This window comes from Rhizobacter sp. P2_H3, assembly GCF_056403355.1.
Genome location: NZ_JBFUFQ010000149.1, coordinates 1 through 14,512, shown reverse-complemented (window position 1 = coordinate 14,512; position 14,512 = coordinate 1). Strand labels below are relative to the sequence as shown.

Annotated in this window: 16 protein-coding genes and 1 pseudogene; 7 read left to right on the top strand and 10 right to left on the bottom strand. The window is 70.1% G+C overall.

Annotation, left to right across the window (positions count from 1 at the left end):
• The coding region (locus tag AC1D1T_RS22445; protein ID WP_477992514.1) for a hypothetical protein at nt 1–227 on the bottom strand (227 nt) is incomplete at its 3' end.
• Between the two features lie 13 nt (nt 228–240).
• Entirely contained in the window at nt 241–717 is a 477-nt protein-coding gene (locus AC1D1T_RS22440) for a spore coat protein U domain-containing protein (RefSeq protein ID WP_047499977.1), read from the bottom strand.
• Between the two features lie 208 nt (nt 718–925).
• On the opposite strand from AC1D1T_RS22440, the gene AC1D1T_RS22435 reads away from it, so the two are divergent.
• The 4 genes from AC1D1T_RS22435 to AC1D1T_RS22420 are packed head-to-tail and all read left to right on the top strand — an operon-like array spanning nt 926 to nt 5,605.
• Nucleotides 926–2,104, top strand: a complete 1,179-nt coding sequence (locus tag AC1D1T_RS22435) for an HD domain-containing phosphohydrolase (RefSeq protein WP_052211199.1) — start codon at nt 926–928, stop codon at nt 2,102–2,104.
• Between the two features lie 6 nt (nt 2,105–2,110).
• Nucleotides 2,111–4,528 (top strand): hybrid sensor histidine kinase/response regulator, encoded by a 2,418-nt coding sequence (locus AC1D1T_RS22430; RefSeq protein WP_477839890.1) that lies wholly within the window; start codon nt 2,111–2,113, stop codon nt 4,526–4,528.
• The gene (locus AC1D1T_RS22425; RefSeq protein ID WP_047499979.1) at nt 4,525–4,881 is read left to right on the top strand and encodes a hypothetical protein; all 357 of its coding nucleotides are present in this window, start codon (nt 4,525–4,527) and stop codon (nt 4,879–4,881) included. The genes AC1D1T_RS22430 and AC1D1T_RS22425 overlap by 4 nt, the downstream gene beginning before the upstream one ends.
• A gap of 46 nt (nt 4,882–4,927) precedes the next feature.
• Nucleotides 4,928–5,605: a response regulator gene (locus AC1D1T_RS22420; protein ID WP_477826876.1), complete on the top strand. Its 678-nt coding sequence runs from the start codon at nt 4,928–4,930 to the stop codon at nt 5,603–5,605.
• On the opposite strand, the gene AC1D1T_RS22415 is transcribed toward AC1D1T_RS22420, so the two are convergent.
• Nucleotides 5,592–6,353, bottom strand: coding sequence for a DUF4397 domain-containing protein (locus tag AC1D1T_RS22415; protein WP_047499982.1), 762 nt, complete (start codon nt 6,351–6,353; stop codon nt 5,592–5,594). The two genes, AC1D1T_RS22420 and AC1D1T_RS22415, sit on opposite strands and share 14 nt — an antisense overlap.
• 214 nt (nt 6,354–6,567) lie before the next feature.
• On the opposite strand from AC1D1T_RS22415, the gene AC1D1T_RS22410 reads away from it, so the two are divergent.
• A complete protein-coding gene (locus tag AC1D1T_RS22410) occupies nt 6,568–7,248 on the top strand; it encodes a glutathione S-transferase (protein WP_477826875.1) in 681 nt (226 codons plus the stop codon).
• Between the two features lie 20 nt (nt 7,249–7,268).
• Here AC1D1T_RS22410 and AC1D1T_RS22405 read toward each other — a convergent pair.
• The 3 genes and pseudogenes from AC1D1T_RS22405 to AC1D1T_RS22395 form a co-directional block, all read right to left on the bottom strand.
• Nucleotides 7,269–7,985, bottom strand: a pseudogene (locus tag AC1D1T_RS22405) (cytochrome c biogenesis CcdA family protein); the annotation flags it as partial.
• Nucleotides 7,986–8,003: 18 nt separating this feature from the next.
• Nucleotides 8,004–9,311, bottom strand: a complete 1,308-nt coding sequence (locus AC1D1T_RS22400; protein ID WP_477839888.1) for a sensor histidine kinase — start codon at nt 9,309–9,311, stop codon at nt 8,004–8,006.
• Between the two features lie 13 nt (nt 9,312–9,324).
• Nucleotides 9,325–9,750 (bottom strand): organic hydroperoxide resistance protein, encoded by a 426-nt coding sequence (locus tag AC1D1T_RS22395; protein WP_047499987.1) that lies wholly within the window; start codon nt 9,748–9,750, stop codon nt 9,325–9,327.
• Nucleotides 9,751–9,925: 175 nt separating this feature from the next.
• On the opposite strand from AC1D1T_RS22395, the gene AC1D1T_RS22390 reads away from it, so the two are divergent.
• Complete coding sequence (locus AC1D1T_RS22390; protein WP_047499990.1) at nt 9,926–10,669, top strand: response regulator; 744 nt, start codon at nt 9,926–9,928, stop codon at nt 10,667–10,669.
• Here AC1D1T_RS22390 and AC1D1T_RS22385 read toward each other — a convergent pair.
• The 3 genes from AC1D1T_RS22385 to AC1D1T_RS22375 form a co-directional block, all read right to left on the bottom strand.
• Nucleotides 10,633–10,764, bottom strand: a complete 132-nt coding sequence (locus AC1D1T_RS22385; RefSeq protein WP_465110854.1) for a hypothetical protein — start codon at nt 10,762–10,764, stop codon at nt 10,633–10,635. The genes AC1D1T_RS22390 and AC1D1T_RS22385 overlap by 37 nt on opposite strands.
• Nucleotides 10,761–11,318 carry a thioredoxin family protein gene (locus tag AC1D1T_RS22380; RefSeq protein ID WP_047500972.1) on the bottom strand — a complete coding sequence of 186 codons (558 nt, stop codon included), beginning with the start codon at nt 11,316–11,318 and terminating at the stop codon, nt 10,761–10,763. The genes AC1D1T_RS22385 and AC1D1T_RS22380 overlap by 4 nt, the downstream gene beginning before the upstream one ends.
• A gap of 130 nt (nt 11,319–11,448) precedes the next feature.
• Nucleotides 11,449–12,159, bottom strand: a complete 711-nt coding sequence (locus AC1D1T_RS22375; RefSeq protein WP_465110856.1) for a hypothetical protein — start codon at nt 12,157–12,159, stop codon at nt 11,449–11,451.
• Nucleotides 12,160–12,408: 249 nt separating this feature from the next.
• Here AC1D1T_RS22375 and AC1D1T_RS22370 point away from each other — a divergent pair, with 249 nt between their 5' ends.
• A complete protein-coding gene (locus AC1D1T_RS22370) occupies nt 12,409–13,647 on the top strand; it encodes a serine hydrolase domain-containing protein (protein WP_477826636.1) in 1,239 nt (412 codons plus the stop codon).
• On the opposite strand, the gene AC1D1T_RS22365 is transcribed toward AC1D1T_RS22370, so the two are convergent.
• Nucleotides 13,632–14,512: YehQ C-terminal OB-fold domain-containing protein (locus AC1D1T_RS22365; protein WP_477992513.1), on the bottom strand; the 881-nt coding region annotated here is incomplete at its 5' end. The two genes, AC1D1T_RS22370 and AC1D1T_RS22365, sit on opposite strands and share 16 nt — an antisense overlap.

The window sequence follows — 14,512 nt, the reverse complement described above, 5'->3', positions numbered from 1 at the left end:
CAGGTGAGCGTGACGCGCGCGCCGCCGGCCGAGCGCTCGATGCTGCTTCTGCAACCGGCCGGCAGCGTCAGTGCGATGTGGACCGCGAAGCCGGCCTCGGCGGAGCCGGCGCGCGCAGGCAACGCGGTGCCGCCGGCCAGCGCGGCGCACACGCCGCCCAGCACGTGCCAATGCGGCGCCCGGCCGTGCCGGCGGCGCAGCGATCCGACCCGCGGGTGGGCGTGCATGACCTCGCTGGGCTCAGTAGGTGATCGTCAGCGTGCGGCTGCGGTTGGCGCTCGCGCTGTTGGTGCAGACGGTCGCCGACGGGCAGGAGCCTGCCTGGTTGGCCGCCATCGTCGAACTCAGCGACAGCGACTGGCTGGACCCGTTGCCCGTGCCGGCGTCCGGTGTGGTCAGCGTGTAGGAGAGCAGCGTGGCCAGGTCGGTATAGGTGCGCGACGTGCCATTCACGGTGGAGCCGGCGTCGGCGTCCAGCGAGAAGCTGTACGGCAGGTGGTCGGTGCACTGGATCGAGAAGCTGCCGCCGCTGCCGGTGGCCGCCGCGGCCTGCAAGCCGGTGTAGGTGAAGGAGATGTCGGCGACGGTGCCGAGCACGCAAGCCGGCGTCAGGCTGACCGAGACGTTGAAGTTCTGCGAGGCACTGCCCGCGGCGAATGCGCTGCCATGGGCTGCCAGTCCAAGCCCGAGCAGGGCGGCGATCAGGACGTTCTTCATGAAGACACCTCCGGTGTGAAAGTTGTGTTTACGGCGATTATTGTGATTAAGTGGAATGCATCGCGCAAGCCCTCGCATTCCCGATGGCTGCAATGGTAGATTCCGTCCGCAAATGTGAGGATGACCCCCCGGAATGAGGGGGTGGCGGGGTGTATTAATCACATAAATCGCAATCGATTTTTGTCGATCTTTCTGCCAGACTGGCCGAATGAACACGCCACGCACCCTTCCTTTCGCGCCCTTCGTGCCACGCATCTGCATCGTCGACGACAACCCGGTCGTCGGTGTGCGCATGCAGAAGCTGCTGAACACACGGGGCTTTCGCAACGTCACGGTGTTCCGCAGTGCCTGGCCGGCGCTGCAGGCCTGCCACTACCGGCTGCCGGACCTGGTGCTGGTCGACTACGGCATGCCGCAGATCGACGGCATCCGCTTCATCGAGGCGCTGCGCCACTACCCGCCGGCGCGCAAGCTGCCGATCGTGATGTTCACCGGCCAGTCGCTGGAGGCCTTGCGGCCGCGTGCGATGGAGGCCGGGGCGAACGACGTGCTGTCCAAGGACCTGACCGGCGAGGAGCTGCTGGGCCGCGTGCGCGGCCTGCTGAGCGCCGCACAGGCGCCGTTCGAGATGGCTGCGCCGTCGCTGGCCGCGCCGGTGCTCGACCGCGTGCTGCTGGCCGATGCCGGCCGCGAGGGGCCGGCATCGCACGGCGGCTGGGGCCTGCTCGCGCAGTACGAGCAGAAGGCGGAGATCACCGACGAGGACGAGTCGACGCTGCGCCACCTGTCGCGCATCGCGGCGCTGCGCGACCGCAACACCGGGCAGCACACCGAGCGCATGGCCTACTACGCGGCCGTCATCGGCCGCCGCTACGGGCTCAGCCTGACCCAGGCGCAGATGCTGGTGGCGGCCGCGCCGCTGCACGACATCGGCAAGGTCGGCGTGCCCGACGCGGTGCTGAACAAGTGCGGCAGCCTGAACGACGAGGAGCGCACGGCGATGCGCAGGCATCCAACCCTCGGCTTCGAGCTGCTGCGCGACTCGTCGTCGGCGGTGATCCGGCTCGGCGCCGAGATCTCGCTGTCGCACCACGAGCGCTTCGACGGCAGCGGCTACCCGCAGGGGCTGCGCGGCCAGGAGATCCCGCTGTCGGGCCGGCTGGTCGCGGTGGCCGACGTGCTGGATGCGCTGAGCAGCGAGCGGCCCTACAAGGCGGCCTGGCCGCTGCACCTCGCGATCCGCGAGATCGGCGCGCAGGCCGGCACGCACTTCGATCCGGCCGTCGTCAGTGCGATGACCGACGCTTCCGACCAACTTCTCACGATCAAGCAGTACTTCGAGATGGCCGAGCCCTTTGCAAAGACGACGCCGATGACTCTAATCTGACCCACCATGGACACTCAGGTGCAACCGCGCCGCCCACCCGCGGCGCGGTTCGTCGACTGGTTTCGCCGGCGCGGCTTCGCGACGCAGGTGCTGGTGATCCACGCCGCGACGCTCGCGGTCGTGCTCGTCGCGCTGGGCGTCGTGTCGTTCGGCTACGTCGAATCGGCGATGCACCAGGTGGCCGGCGGCATCAGCCTGAGCCGCCTGCGCGGGCTGGCGCTCGACCTCGGCGGCCTGCCGCGCAGCGAGTTCGAGGCGGCGGCCCAGCGGCAAAGCCTGCAGAACCACCTCGAAGCGCCGACCTACGTCAATGCCGTCGTGCTGTCGATGCAGGGCGAGACCCGCGTCGTGCGCAGCGACGGCGACCTGCCGGCCCTGCCGCTCGACACCGTGCCCGCTGCGACGCTGCATCCCGGCTGGCAGATGGTCGACGGCACGCACATGCGCAGCTGGGTGCCGCTGCCGCGCGGCGACGGCCTGCTGGTCGCGACCGTCAGCCTGCGTCCGGCCGACACCACGGTGCGCTACGTGGTGGGCGTGCTGGTCGTGCTGTTCGTCGCGATCTCGCTGACCGGCGGCATCGTGTTCGGGCTGCTGATGCGCCGCCATGCGCGCGGGCTGGAGCGCCTGGTCGGCTGGGCGCGCGAGCGCGCGACCCACCTGGAGGCACCGGCGCAGGCGCCGCCCGAGCGGGCGGTCGGCTCGCGCGAGCTGCGCGCGCTGGCGCATGCGCTGTCCGAGGTGGTCGCGCAGCGCACCCACCAGCTGCGGGCGAAGGAGCAGGCGCTGCGCACGCTCGGCCGCGTGATCGACGCGATGCCCGAGGCGGTGCTGGTGTACGACGTGACCGGCACCGTGCGCATCTGCAACGAGGCGATGCAGCGCCAGTTCGGCTGGCGCGGCGAGCAGCTCGTCGGCGGCCGGCTCGACCGCATCATCCCGCCGGGCGAGCGCTACGAGTTCATGCGCACGATGCTCGACTTCGCGGCGCACGGCGCCGGCCAGCGCACGCGGCTGGTGCTCGACCGCAGCATCCTGTGCGCCGACGGCAGCGCCGCCACGGTGCGGCTGTACGGCGAGCTGATGAAGCTGCCGCACGGCCCGAAGATGTGCCTGTTCCTGCGCGACATGACGCAGGAGCTGCGCGACGCGCGCGCGCTGGAGGCGGCGCTCGCCGAGGCGCAGCAGTCGGCGCAGGTGAAATCGCGCTTCCTGGCCAACATGAGCCATGAGATCCGCACGCCGCTGAACGGCATCGCCGGCATGCTGGACCTGCTGACGCGCTCGTCGCCGACACCGGACCAGCGCGAGTACATCGACGTGATGCGATCGAGCGCCCGGCTGCTGCGCAACCTGCTCAACGACATCCTCGACCTGTCGAAGATCGAGGCCGGGCGGCTCGAGCTCGAGAGCCTGCCGTTCGACCTGGAGGAGCAGCTGCACGATGCCTGCGTGCCGTTCAAGGCGCTGGCCGAATCGCGTGGGCTGCGCTTCGAGGCCCGCTTCCACGTCGGCCACCCGGTGCTGCTGGGCGATCCGTTCCGCATCACGCAGATCCTGAACAACCTGCTCGACAACGCGATCAAGTTCACCACCTCGGGCAGCGTGCGGGTCGAGGTGGCCGAGTCGCGGGATGCGCGCGTGACCGACGGCAGCCGCATCCGCATCTCGATCACCGACACCGGCGTGGGCATTCCGAAGGCGCTGCAGAAGCGGCTGTTCGCCGCCTTCACGCAGGCCGACGAGTCGGTCACGCGGCGCTATGGCGGCACCGGGCTCGGCCTCGCGCTGTGCCGCCAGCTCGCGCGGATGATGGGCGGCGACATCCAGGTCGAGAGCACCGAGGGCCGGGGCTCGTGCTTCGAGGTGATCTTCTTCCTGCCGCGCGCCGCGTCGACCACCGGCTTCGTGCACACCCAGCCCGACAGCAGCATCGACACGCTGGCGCACGGGCTGTTCGGCCAGCGCGTGCTGGTGGTCGACGACAACCGCATCAACCAGATGCTGCTGCGCAAGTGGCTGCAGCAGGAGGGGGCGCACGTGGAGATCGCGAACAACGGCGAGCAGGCGGTCGAGAAGGCGGCCGGCGCGCACTTCGACGCGATCCTGATGGATGTCTCGATGCCGGTGATGAACGGCTACGACGCGGCGCGCGCGATCCGCGCGATGGGCGGCGTGACGGGCTCAGGCCACACCAGCGGGGCGAGCGTGCCGATCATCGGCGTGACCGCGCTCGCGATGGGCGGCGAGCGCGAGCAATGCCAGGCGGCCGGCATGAACGACTACATCACGAAGCCGGTCGACCGCAACGGCCTGATCCGCAAGCTCGTGCCGCTGATCGCCGCCAACGAGCCGCTGCCGGAGCTGCCGGAATTCATTCCCCGCATCAGCCTGACCCCCACCCTGGAAGCCGCTCACTCATGAACTTTCCGAAGGTCACCTTCGACACCCGGCGTGCGCTGGCCGATTTCGACGGCGATACCGACAGCATCGCCGAAGTGCTGCTCGCGTTCCTGGAAGACCTGGACACCGGCCGCACGGCGCTCGAAGACGCCCCGGCGCGCGGCCGCGCGGCCTATGCCGCGGTGCTGCACGAGCTGGCGAACTCGCTGGAATCGATCTGGTGCTTCGACGCCGGCCGACGGGTGCGCGAGATCGAGCGGCGCTGCCATGCCGGCGAGGTGCTGGACACGATCGTGGTGCAGCACGAGGTGACGCAGTTGCTGGAGGCCTCGGCCGACGGGGCGCGCGAGTGGCTGCGGCAGCGCTTCTCCTGAATCATCTCCTGGACGTTGCCCGGGCGGGGCGGGCGGAGGCCGTAACATGGGCGCTTCTCCCGACAGCAAGTTGACCGACACCGTGGAACACGAGGAACTACTGACCGTGGGCGAGGTGACCGGCCTGCTGGGGGTTTCCCGTACCTCGGTCCAGAAGATGGTGGACAGCGGCGTGCTGCTCGCGATGCGCACGCCGGGCGGGCACCGGCGCATCGTCCGCAGCTCGGTGCAGGCGCTGCTGAGCGGACAGCTGCAGCTGGTGCCCGGCGCGGCGTCGGCGCCCGTGCCGGCCCCGTCGTCGAGCATGACGGTGCTGATCGTCGAGGACAGCCCGACCACCACGCTGAGCTACCAGAAGGTGTTGCGCCGCAGCAGGCTGCCGATCTCGTGCGAGTTCGCGACGGACGGCATCGAGGCCCTGCTCAAGCTCGAGCGCTTTCGCCCCGACGTGTTGATCACCGACCTGCAGATGGAGCCGGTCGACGGCTTCCGGCTGGTCGCCGCGGTGCAGAACGATGCCGAACTGGCGTTGATGGCCCAGGTGGTCGTCACCGGACTGGACGACGACGAGATCGCGCGCCGCGGCGGCCTGCCGCCCAACGTGCTGCTGTACCGCAAGCCGGTGCCCTGGGACCGGGTGCTCGGCTTCCTGGAGGCCCATGCGCAACGCCGCCAGCTGCTGCTGGCGGCGTCGCATCATCGCGGCAGCCTCAAGGCTGGTTGATGATCTCGGTGCTCGGCTGGCCGTTGTCGGCGATCACCTCCAGCACCTTCACGTCGTTGACGGCGAGGCTCTGCGGCACCGTCATCAGCAGCAGGTCGGCGTTGGTCTGCACCTCGATCGGCGCGGTGAAGATCACGGCCTTCGTGCCGGCGGTCGTCACGCGCATCACGTAGTTGCCGGCGGTGAAGTCGGTCGAGTTCGAGCTCGAGGCCGGCACCGCGCTCTTGTACGCCGCGGCGGCGAAGTTCGGCCCCACCGTGGCGATGTCGACATTGGCGGCCGTCAGGTAGACGTCGACGTTCTGCGCATTGAACGAGCCGTTGACGACGCGCACGCGGCCGTTGGTGGCGGTCAGCTGCTTGTCGTACGGATCGTTGATCAGCAGCAGGTTGGTCGTCGTGGCTTCGCCCGGCACCGCGATCAGCGTGAACTTGTTGCCGCGCGTCGGGTTGAAGTTGATCGTGCCCACGGTGGCGCCGCCGGTGGTGGTTTTCACGGTGTAGTCGGCCGGTGCGGTGTCGACGACGTAGTACTTCGACGCGTACAGGTAGCCGACGTCGCTGATGCCGCCCGAGATCTCGGTGTTGCGGTACAGCGCGACGTTCGGGCCGGCCGGGATCGCGTGGATGAAGCGCACCTTCGGGTCGGCGATGTCCAGCCGGTCGTCGATGCTGTCGTCACCGCCACCACAGGCAGCGACCAGGAGGATCGGCGCGAAGGCCGTGAGGAATTTGAGAGCCTTGTGCATGATGGACTGCCTTTCAGTGGAGTCGAGGGACGATGCGACTCTAGGTTTCGTGCATCGCGCACCGTGTCGGTGGATGCGGCGACCCGATGTGGGGCGTGCCTGAGATCGCTGTCGGACGAGGCGCCGCGTGTGTCGGCGGCGCTTGTCGGATGCCGCGCACGGTGACAATGCGCGCCACGCAGGCCGCTCGACAGGCCGCCCTCCAGGAGACCGCATGATCGTTGTCCACCACTTGAACAACTCGCGCTCGCAGCGCGTGCTCTGGTTGCTCGAGGAGCTCGGCGTGCCGTACGAGATCAAGAAGTACCAGCGCAACCCGAAGACGATGCTGGCACCGCCCGAGTTGCTGCAGGTGCATCCGCTGGGCAAGTCGCCGGTGATCACCGACGACGGCACCACGGTGGCTGAATCGGGCGCGATCATCGAGTACCTGCTGTCGCGCTTCAGCCCCGGCACCCAGGGCCGGCTCGCCCCCGCGGCGGGCACGCCCGAGGCCTTGCGATTCACCTACTGGCTGCATTTCGCCGAAGGCTCGGCGATGCCGCCGCTGCTGCTGAAGCTGATCTTCGATCGCATCCCGAAATCGCCGATGCCGTTCTTCGTGAAGCCGATCGCGAAGGGCATCTCGGCCAAGGTGCTGGCGCTGATGGTCGAGCCGAACCTGAAGCGGCAGCTCGACTTCATGGAGGCCGAGCTCGGCAGGAGCGAGTGGTTCGCGGGCGGCGACTTCAGCGCGGCCGACATCCAGATGAGCTTTCCGGTCGAGGCCGCGGCGCAGCGCGCGGGGCTGGATGCGAGCCGGCCGAAGCTGATGGCGTGGCTGAAGCGCATTCACGCACGGCCGGCGTACCGGCGCGCGCTGGAGCGGGGAGGGCCGTACGACTTCGCCGATTGAGGTCAGCGCACCGCCCGCTGCACCTTGTCCACCAGCGCCTGCTCCCACCCTGTCGTCCCCACCGGCGTCAGCCGGCTGAGCACCCCGGTGTCGAGCCCGGTCGCGATCGCGCCGACGCCCGCCAGCACCGCGACACCGGCCGCGCGCCGCAGCCATTCGCCGGCATGCAGCGAGCGCTTCATCAGTGCCGACAGGCGCCCACCCGACAGCAGCGCCGCCGCCAGCGAGGTGCACGCACCGGCGGCATAGGCGAGCAGCAGCAGCGAGGTGCCGATGCTCGCGCCGTTCAGCGCCGCACCGGTGAGGATCAGCCCGAGGATCGGCCCGGCGCACSGTGCCCACAGCAAGCCCGTGCCGATGCCCAGCAGCACCGGTGACAGTGCCGATCCCCGGCCTTCACCGGAAGACCCCTCCGACCAGCGCACGCCGAGCGCCACCAGCGGCCGGCTCAGCCGATCCGCCAGCCCCGGCCACAGCAGCGTGAGCCCGAACACCGCCAGCAGCGCGATCGCCGCCCAGCGCCCGGCCTCGTTCAGCGTCACGACCCAGCCGCCGCCCACCGCCGCCAGCGACGCGATCGCCGCGAAGCTCGCCGCCATGCCCACCAGCATCGGCAGGCCGTGCGAGCGGAACGGCCGGTCGGCCCGCGCGAAGACGAAGGGCAGCACCGGCAGGATGCAGGGGCTCAGGATGGTCAGCACGCCGCCGAGCCAGGCGATGACGAGGGTGAGGAGCATGGCGATCGTTCCCGTGGATCAGTCCAGCGGCAGCACCAGCCGGGCCTCGAGCCCGCCGGTGCTGCGGTTGTGCAGGCTGAGCTGCGCGCCCATCGCGATCGCCAGCTGGTGCGCGATCGCGAGACCCAGCCCGGTGCCGCCGGTGCTGCGGTTGCGTGAGCCTTCGAGCCGGTAGAACGGCTTCAGCACCGCCTCCAGCTGGTCGTCCGGAATGCCCGGCCCGTTGTCGATCACCGCGAGCGTCAGCCGGCCGGGGGCGGCGCGCACCTGCAGGCCGACCTCGCTGCCGAACGACAGCGCGTTGTCGATCAGGTTCATCAGGATGCGGCGCAGCGCGTTCGGGCGCGAGACGATCGGCGTGCCGGCGCGGCCTTCCAGCTGCACGCGTTCGCCGGCGTCCTCGTAGTCGGCGACCAGGCTCTCGAACAGCGCGTCGGCATCGATGCGGCACGGCGGCTCGGTCGCGCCGTGCAGCGTGCGCGCGTAGGTGACGCCCTCGCGCACCAGCAGGTTCATCGCGTCCAGGTCCTGGCGCATCTTGTCGCGGTCGGGGCCGTCGTCCATCAGGTCGGTGCGCAGCCGCATGCGCGTGATCGGCGTCTGCAGGTCGTGCGAGATGGCGGCCAGGATCTCGACCCGCTCGGCCGCATAGCCGGCGATGCGCTGCTGCATCGCGTTGAAGGCGCGCGCCGCGTGCGCGACCTCGCTCGGCCCCTGCTCGGGCAGCGTGTGGCCCTTCAGGTCGGGGCCGAGCTGGTCGGCCGCGGCCGCCAGCGCCGCGAGCGGCCGCGTCAGCAGCCGCACCGCGATCCAGGCGCACAGCGCCAGCACCGCGAGCTGAGCGGCCAGCACCCAGCTGACCCAGCCCGACACCGGCATGTCGACGCGGCGCGCATGCACGATCACCATGCTCGCGTCCGACAGCCGCACCTGGATCTGCAGGCCGCCGACCGGCTGCTGCACCTCGGCCACGCGCACCGTCTCGAACGGCTTCATCGCGTCGACGATGGCGGTCGCGAACTGCCGCAGCATCGGCGCCGCCGGGGCCGGCCCGTCGGCCGTGCCGCCGAGCGAGAAGCGGTAGTTGCGGCGCTCCAGCCGCGCGAGCCAGCCGTCGCGCTCGGCGGCGGGCAGGCGGTCGATGATCGCGATCGAGCTCGCGATGTCGCGCTCGATGCCCAGCATCATCAGCTCGCGCAGCGCCATGCCGCGCTCGTAGCGGATCAGCACGAAGGTCAGCCCCTGCGCGATCGCGAGGCCGAGCACGATGATCAGCGTGACGCGGGCGAACAGCGAGCGTGGCATCGGGATCGAGAGGGGCATCATGCGGCGAAGGTGGTCAGGCGATCAGGAAGTCGACCTCGATGTTGCCGCGCGTCGCATGCGAGTACGGGCAGGTCTGGTGCGCGGTGTCGACCAGCCGGCGCTTCTGGTCGGCGTCGAGGCCGGGCAGCGTGATCGACAGTGTGACAGCCAGCGCGTAGCTCGCATCGCCGGCGGTCTTGCCGAGCGACACGCGGGCGTCGATGGCGGTGTCGGCCGGGAACTTGAGGTTCAGCTGGCGCGCGGCGATCTGCATCGCGCCCATGAAGCAGGCCGAGTAGCCGACGCCGAACAGCTGCTCCGGGTTGGTGCCGGGCTTGCCGGAGCCGGGCGGGCTCAGCTGCACGTCGAGCGCGCCGTCGCTGGAGCGGCCCGCGCCGTCGCGGCCTCCGGTGGTGTGGGTGGCGGCGGTGTAGAGAACGTTGTCGATCTTCTGCAGCATGGCGAATCCTTCAGGAGGGTTGGGTTGAAGCGAGCCTGTATTGCAACGGCCCGCTGTATCCGGGGTGTGTCGTGCGCCCCCCGGATTTGCATGGCCGTGTAGATGCCGCGCGGCCCGGACACACTGCAATACAAAGGCGCTGCATCCGGGCGCCCGGCGCACTACAGTCACGGCCATGCAAGCCAAGCCCAGCGACCATGTGCTGATCGTCGACGACGATCGGGAGATCCGCGACCTGCTGACCACCTACCTCGTCAAGAACGGGCTGCGCGTGGTGGCCGTGCCGACCGGCCGGCACATGCGCGCGGCGCTCGAGGAGTCCGGTCCGTTCGACCTGATCGTGCTCGACCTGATGCTGCCCGGCGAGGACGGGCTGACGCTGTGCCGCGACCTGCGCGCCGGCAAGTACAAGGCGACGCCGATCCTGATGCTGACCGCGCGCAACGAAGAGGCCGACCGCATCCTCGGGCTCGAGATGGGCGCCGACGACTACCTCGCCAAGCCGTTCGCCGCGCGCGAGCTGCTGGCGCGCATGCGTGCCGTGCTGCGCCGCACCCGCATGCTGCCGCCCAACATGCGGGTCGCCGAGGCCGCCTCGCACCGGCTGGCGTTCGGCGAGTGGGAGGTCGACACCGTGGCGCGCCACCTGCTGGACCCGAGCGGCGTGATGGTGGCGCTGAGCGGTGCCGAGTACCGGCTGCTGCGCGTGTTCCTCGACCACCCGCAGCGGGTGCTGAGCCGCGACCAGCTGCTCAGCCTCACGCAGGGGCGCGAGGCCGAGCTGTTCGAGCGCTCGATCGACCTGCTGGTGAGCCGGCTGCGCCAGCGGCTGCGCGACGATGCGCGCGAGCCGCGCTACATCAAGACGGTGCGCAGCGAGGGCTACGTCTTCGCGTCGGCGGTCGAGTCGCGCGACTGACGCCGCACCGAGATGCAGTGGCAGCCGACCGGCTGGCGGATCTCGTGCGAGATGCCGCCGGCCAGGAACAGCAACGCAAGCCACCACCTGTTCATCGCGCCGGTGCCGGCGTTTCGGCCAGCAGCGCCTTGATCCTGCCTTCGGTCTCGCCATAGCGGCCTTCGCCGAAGTGCGTGTAGACGATGCGGCCCTGCTTGTCGATCAGGTAGAGCGCCGGCCAGAACTGGTTGCCGAACGCGCGCCAGGTGGCGTAGTCATTGTCCTGGGCGACGGCGTGCGTGATCTGCAGCTTGCGGATCGCTTCCTGTACGTTCGGCGTCGACTTCTCGAAGGCGTACTCCGGCGTGTGCACGCCGACGACGACCAGCCCCTGGTCCTTGTACTTCGCGTGCCATTCCTTCACGTACGGCAGCTGGTTCAGGCAGTTGCTGCAGGTGTAGGTCCAGAAGTCGACCAGCACCACCTTGCCGCGCAAGCCCTGCATCGCAAGCGGCGGCGAGTTCTGCCAGGTGGCGATGCCCTGGAAATCGGGCGCCGCCACCGGGTGGGCGGCGGGCGTGCCGATGGCCGGCGGTGCCGCCAGCGTAACGAGAACCACCGTCGCGGCGATGGCCACGGCGGCGAGGAGGGTGCTGGATCGGAGCTTCATGGCGGTGGTGCGGAGTGGCAGGTGCGCGGATTCTTGGTCGCGCACCGCCACCACCGCGGTTTCTTCGTAGGCCTGTGTGTCGGCCCGGCATGCCGACACATTACGTTTCACGGGAATGACCGCGCGGCGCTCAGGGTTCGGTCACGCTGGCGAGAGTGCGCACGCCCCTGACCGTGCCGTCGACATCGATGAACTTGTACTGGATCGGCCCGTAGCCGGGCGCGGCCCACACCACGGTCGTCCCGAAGGATGGCTGGGCATCGTTGACGACCTTGAAGCGGCAGGCGTTTGGAAAGCTGCGGCCGGCCATCGTCAGTGTCTCGTGGCCTTCGAAGGTCCACGTCTCTTGCTCGGCTTCGGCCAGGAAGCCGCCGTTCGTGAAGTAGTTGTTGTCGGTGTAGTGGATCGTCACCGTCTGCGTGGGGGCCAGCGTCTTCGGCACCAGGAAGCCGGTGTAGACCGACTTCGTGGCCTGCACGCTCTCGGGTGTGTAGTCGTAGTCGCCCCAGAAGCGCACGCCGTCCGCCTCGACCGAAAAGTACAGCGCGGCGGCGCGCAAGGTGCCTTCGACGTCGAAGTACTCGATCTGCACCGGGTGGACGGCACCGTCGAACTTTTCCTGCGTGTAGAGGGCCGACTTCGCGATGTAGGTCTTGTCCGGATCAGAGATCGTGTAGCGCAGGCCGGGCTTGACCGTGAAGCAGTCGCTGAGGTCGGGCAGCGTCTCGACCGGAGGGTCGACTGCGGGCGGGCAATCGTCACCGCCGCCACCGCAGGCGGCAAGCGTGGCACACAGGCCGGCGATCAGCAGCAAGGAAGAAGGGGTGCGTGATGGTTGCATGATGGTATGAAGGTGAGGTTGTTGAACAGCAGGGCACAGCTCCGCCAACCCATGCCGATCCGGGGATCGGCACGACTGCTCTGTTGCGCGGGGACTTCGTTAGTTGCAACCTTGAACGAACACGCGGTGCGTGCGTTGACGTGTCATGCCGGTAAAGAAAAGTTTCCGGCTGACCATGGCGAAACGGCGATGAAGGCGATCGGCGAATGCGATCGATGAAGGCGCTGATCACGCCTGCACAATCGGCCGATGCGCCTGCACCTTCTGTCTTCGTTGCTGTTGCTCGCCCCGTTCGCGACACTCGCGGCGCCCGACGAGGCGGCGCTCGGCCGTGCCGACGGCTACCCGACGGCCCGCACGCTGAAGCAGGCCTACCAGGAGCGCTACCTCGTCGGCTCGTTCAGCGCGATGGACAGCTTCAACCCCGCGTGCACGCTGGCCCCGGCCGACAAGCCGGTCGCGCTGGAGGCCGCGGCCACCGAGACGACGTTCAGCTACCGCTACCAGGGCCACCGGCTGACGCTGGACGACTACCTGCAGCACCAGCGCGCGACCGGCCTGCTGGTCGTGAAGGACGGCCGCATCGTCGCCGAGCGCTACAACTACGAGCGCACGCCGGCGATGCGGATGCTGTCGAACTCGATGGCGAAGACGATCACCGCGCTGGCGGTGATGAAGGCGCTGGAAGACGGCCAGGTGAAGTCGCTCGACGACCCGGCCGAGGCCTACGTGCCCGAGCTCAAGGGCACGCTGTACGGCGGCACGCGCCTGGTCGACCTGCTGCGCATGGCGTCCGGTGCGCGCTATGTCGAGGACTACACGGCCGACGACGACCGCGCGCGTTTCAACGCCACGGCGCGGCGCGCCGGCATCGTGCAGGCCGCGCGGCAGGTCACCGAGCGCAGCGATGCGCCGGGGCAGCGCTTCAACTACGCGGGTGCGCAGACCGAGGTGCTGGGCCTGGTGCTGCGCGGCGCGACCGGCCGCACGCTGTGCGACTACGTCGGCGAGCGGATCTGGAAGCCGATCGGCGCGCAGGCGGCAGCGAGCTGGCTGCTGAACCCGGCCGACCACGTGGAGCTCGCGCAGGGCGGCTTCAACGCGACGCTGCGCGATTACGCGCGGCTCGGGATGATGATGGCCGCCGACGGGCAGGTGAACGGCGCCGCGGTGGTGTCGCGCGAGCACCTGCTCGACATGACCGATGCCGCGCGCCAGCCCGAGGCCTTCCGGCCCGGGCAGATGCAGTACCACGGCAGCAGCTACTTCGGCTACGGCCTGCAGACCTGGCTGCTGCCGGGCCGGCAGCGCCGCTTCATGCTGCTGGGCGTCTACGGCCAGGCGATCTTCGTGGACCCGGCGCTGCGGCTGGTGGTGGTGCACACCGCGGTCGGCAAGGATGCCTCGGGCGATGCGAGCGGCCACCACCTCGGCGTGGAGCGCGATGCGCTGCTGCGCGGGATCGTCGCGGCCTACGGGGACTGGTAGTCGCCGCGGTCCAGCAGCGCCGCATCCTCATGCAATTGGCGCAGCGCCAGCAGCTGCAGCAGCGCCGGTGCGAGCAGCACGTCGCCCGGCCTGGCCTGCGCCGCGGCGACCTCGCGCGTCACGGCTTGCAGCCGTTGCGACAGCTCGCGCAGCCCGGCCGCCTCCAGCCGCCGCACCAGCGGTGCAGATTCGCCGGCCCACCCGCGCGGCAGGCGCGCCAGGCCGTGGTGCAGCAGCGTCGCCAGGTGCTGCCGCAGCGCTTCGAGCTGCAGCGTGCAGGGGTCGGCACCGGCCGGCCGCGCCACGCCCAGCGGCAACGCGCCGAGCGCGCCGCTCGCCGCCGCGAAATCCGGCACCAGCAGACCCCCTTCGCAGCCCAGCGCCCACGGCTCCAGGCTCGGCACGCCGTGCTGCCAGCTCAGCACGCCCGCCACATGGCGCAGCGCACCGTGCCGCCCGCTCGCGGCAGCGGCCATCGCATCGAGCGCATGCGGCGCATGCCGTTCGTGGAAGCGCTGCACCAGCAGCGGCGCACCTTGCGCATCGCGCAGCAGCATCGCCACGCCTTGTTCGTTGGCGTCGTAGGCCGGCGGCTCCACCTCGGCCGGGCTGAACACGATGAAGCGCCGTGCCGCGTGCCGCGGCTGCAGCGCTGCCGTCGGGTGCGCCAGTTGCTCGGCGCGCAGTGCGGCCACGCTGTCGAAGCGCACCGGTGCGCCGAGCTGCGCCCAGTCGGCCGCCTGCGGCAGCACGCTGTTCTGCGAGCTGCGCGCACGCGCCAGCCGCACGCTGCCGTCGGGCCGCCGCGCCGCCTGCTGCGCGAGCAGCTGCCCGCGCGCCAGCGCCTCCAGCAGCACGCCAGGCG

What these genes read in the sequence shown, in the direction of transcription:
- AC1D1T_RS22440 (WP_047499977.1), bottom strand. Translation starts at nt 717, where the DNA reads ATGAAGAACGTCCTGATCGCCGCCCTGCTCGGGCTTGGACTGGCAGCC.
- AC1D1T_RS22435 (WP_052211199.1), top strand. Translation starts at nt 926, where the DNA reads ATGAACACGCCACGCACCCTTCCTTTCGCGCCCTTCGTGCCACGCATC.
- AC1D1T_RS22430 (WP_477839890.1), top strand. Translation starts at nt 2,111, where the DNA reads ATGGACACTCAGGTGCAACCGCGCCGCCCACCCGCGGCGCGGTTCGTC.
- AC1D1T_RS22425 (WP_047499979.1), top strand. Translation starts at nt 4,525, where the DNA reads ATGAACTTTCCGAAGGTCACCTTCGACACCCGGCGTGCGCTGGCCGAT.
- AC1D1T_RS22420 (WP_477826876.1), top strand. Translation starts at nt 4,928, where the DNA reads ATGGGCGCTTCTCCCGACAGCAAGTTGACCGACACCGTGGAACACGAG.
- AC1D1T_RS22415 (WP_047499982.1), bottom strand. Translation starts at nt 6,353, where the DNA reads ATGCACAAGGCTCTCAAATTCCTCACGGCCTTCGCGCCGATCCTCCTG.
- AC1D1T_RS22410 (WP_477826875.1), top strand. Translation starts at nt 6,568, where the DNA reads ATGATCGTTGTCCACCACTTGAACAACTCGCGCTCGCAGCGCGTGCTC.
- AC1D1T_RS22400 (WP_477839888.1), bottom strand. Translation starts at nt 9,311, where the DNA reads ATGATGCCCCTCTCGATCCCGATGCCACGCTCGCTGTTCGCCCGCGTC.
- AC1D1T_RS22395 (WP_047499987.1), bottom strand. Translation starts at nt 9,750, where the DNA reads ATGCTGCAGAAGATCGACAACGTTCTCTACACCGCCGCCACCCACACC.
- AC1D1T_RS22390 (WP_047499990.1), top strand. Translation starts at nt 9,926, where the DNA reads ATGCAAGCCAAGCCCAGCGACCATGTGCTGATCGTCGACGACGATCGG.
- AC1D1T_RS22385 (WP_465110854.1), bottom strand. Translation starts at nt 10,764, where the DNA reads ATGAACAGGTGGTGGCTTGCGTTGCTGTTCCTGGCCGGCGGCATCTCG.
- AC1D1T_RS22380 (WP_047500972.1), bottom strand. Translation starts at nt 11,318, where the DNA reads ATGAAGCTCCGATCCAGCACCCTCCTCGCCGCCGTGGCCATCGCCGCG.
- AC1D1T_RS22375 (WP_465110856.1), bottom strand. Translation starts at nt 12,159, where the DNA reads ATGCAACCATCACGCACCCCTTCTTCCTTGCTGCTGATCGCCGGCCTG.
- AC1D1T_RS22370 (WP_477826636.1), top strand. Translation starts at nt 12,409, where the DNA reads ATGCGCCTGCACCTTCTGTCTTCGTTGCTGTTGCTCGCCCCGTTCGCG.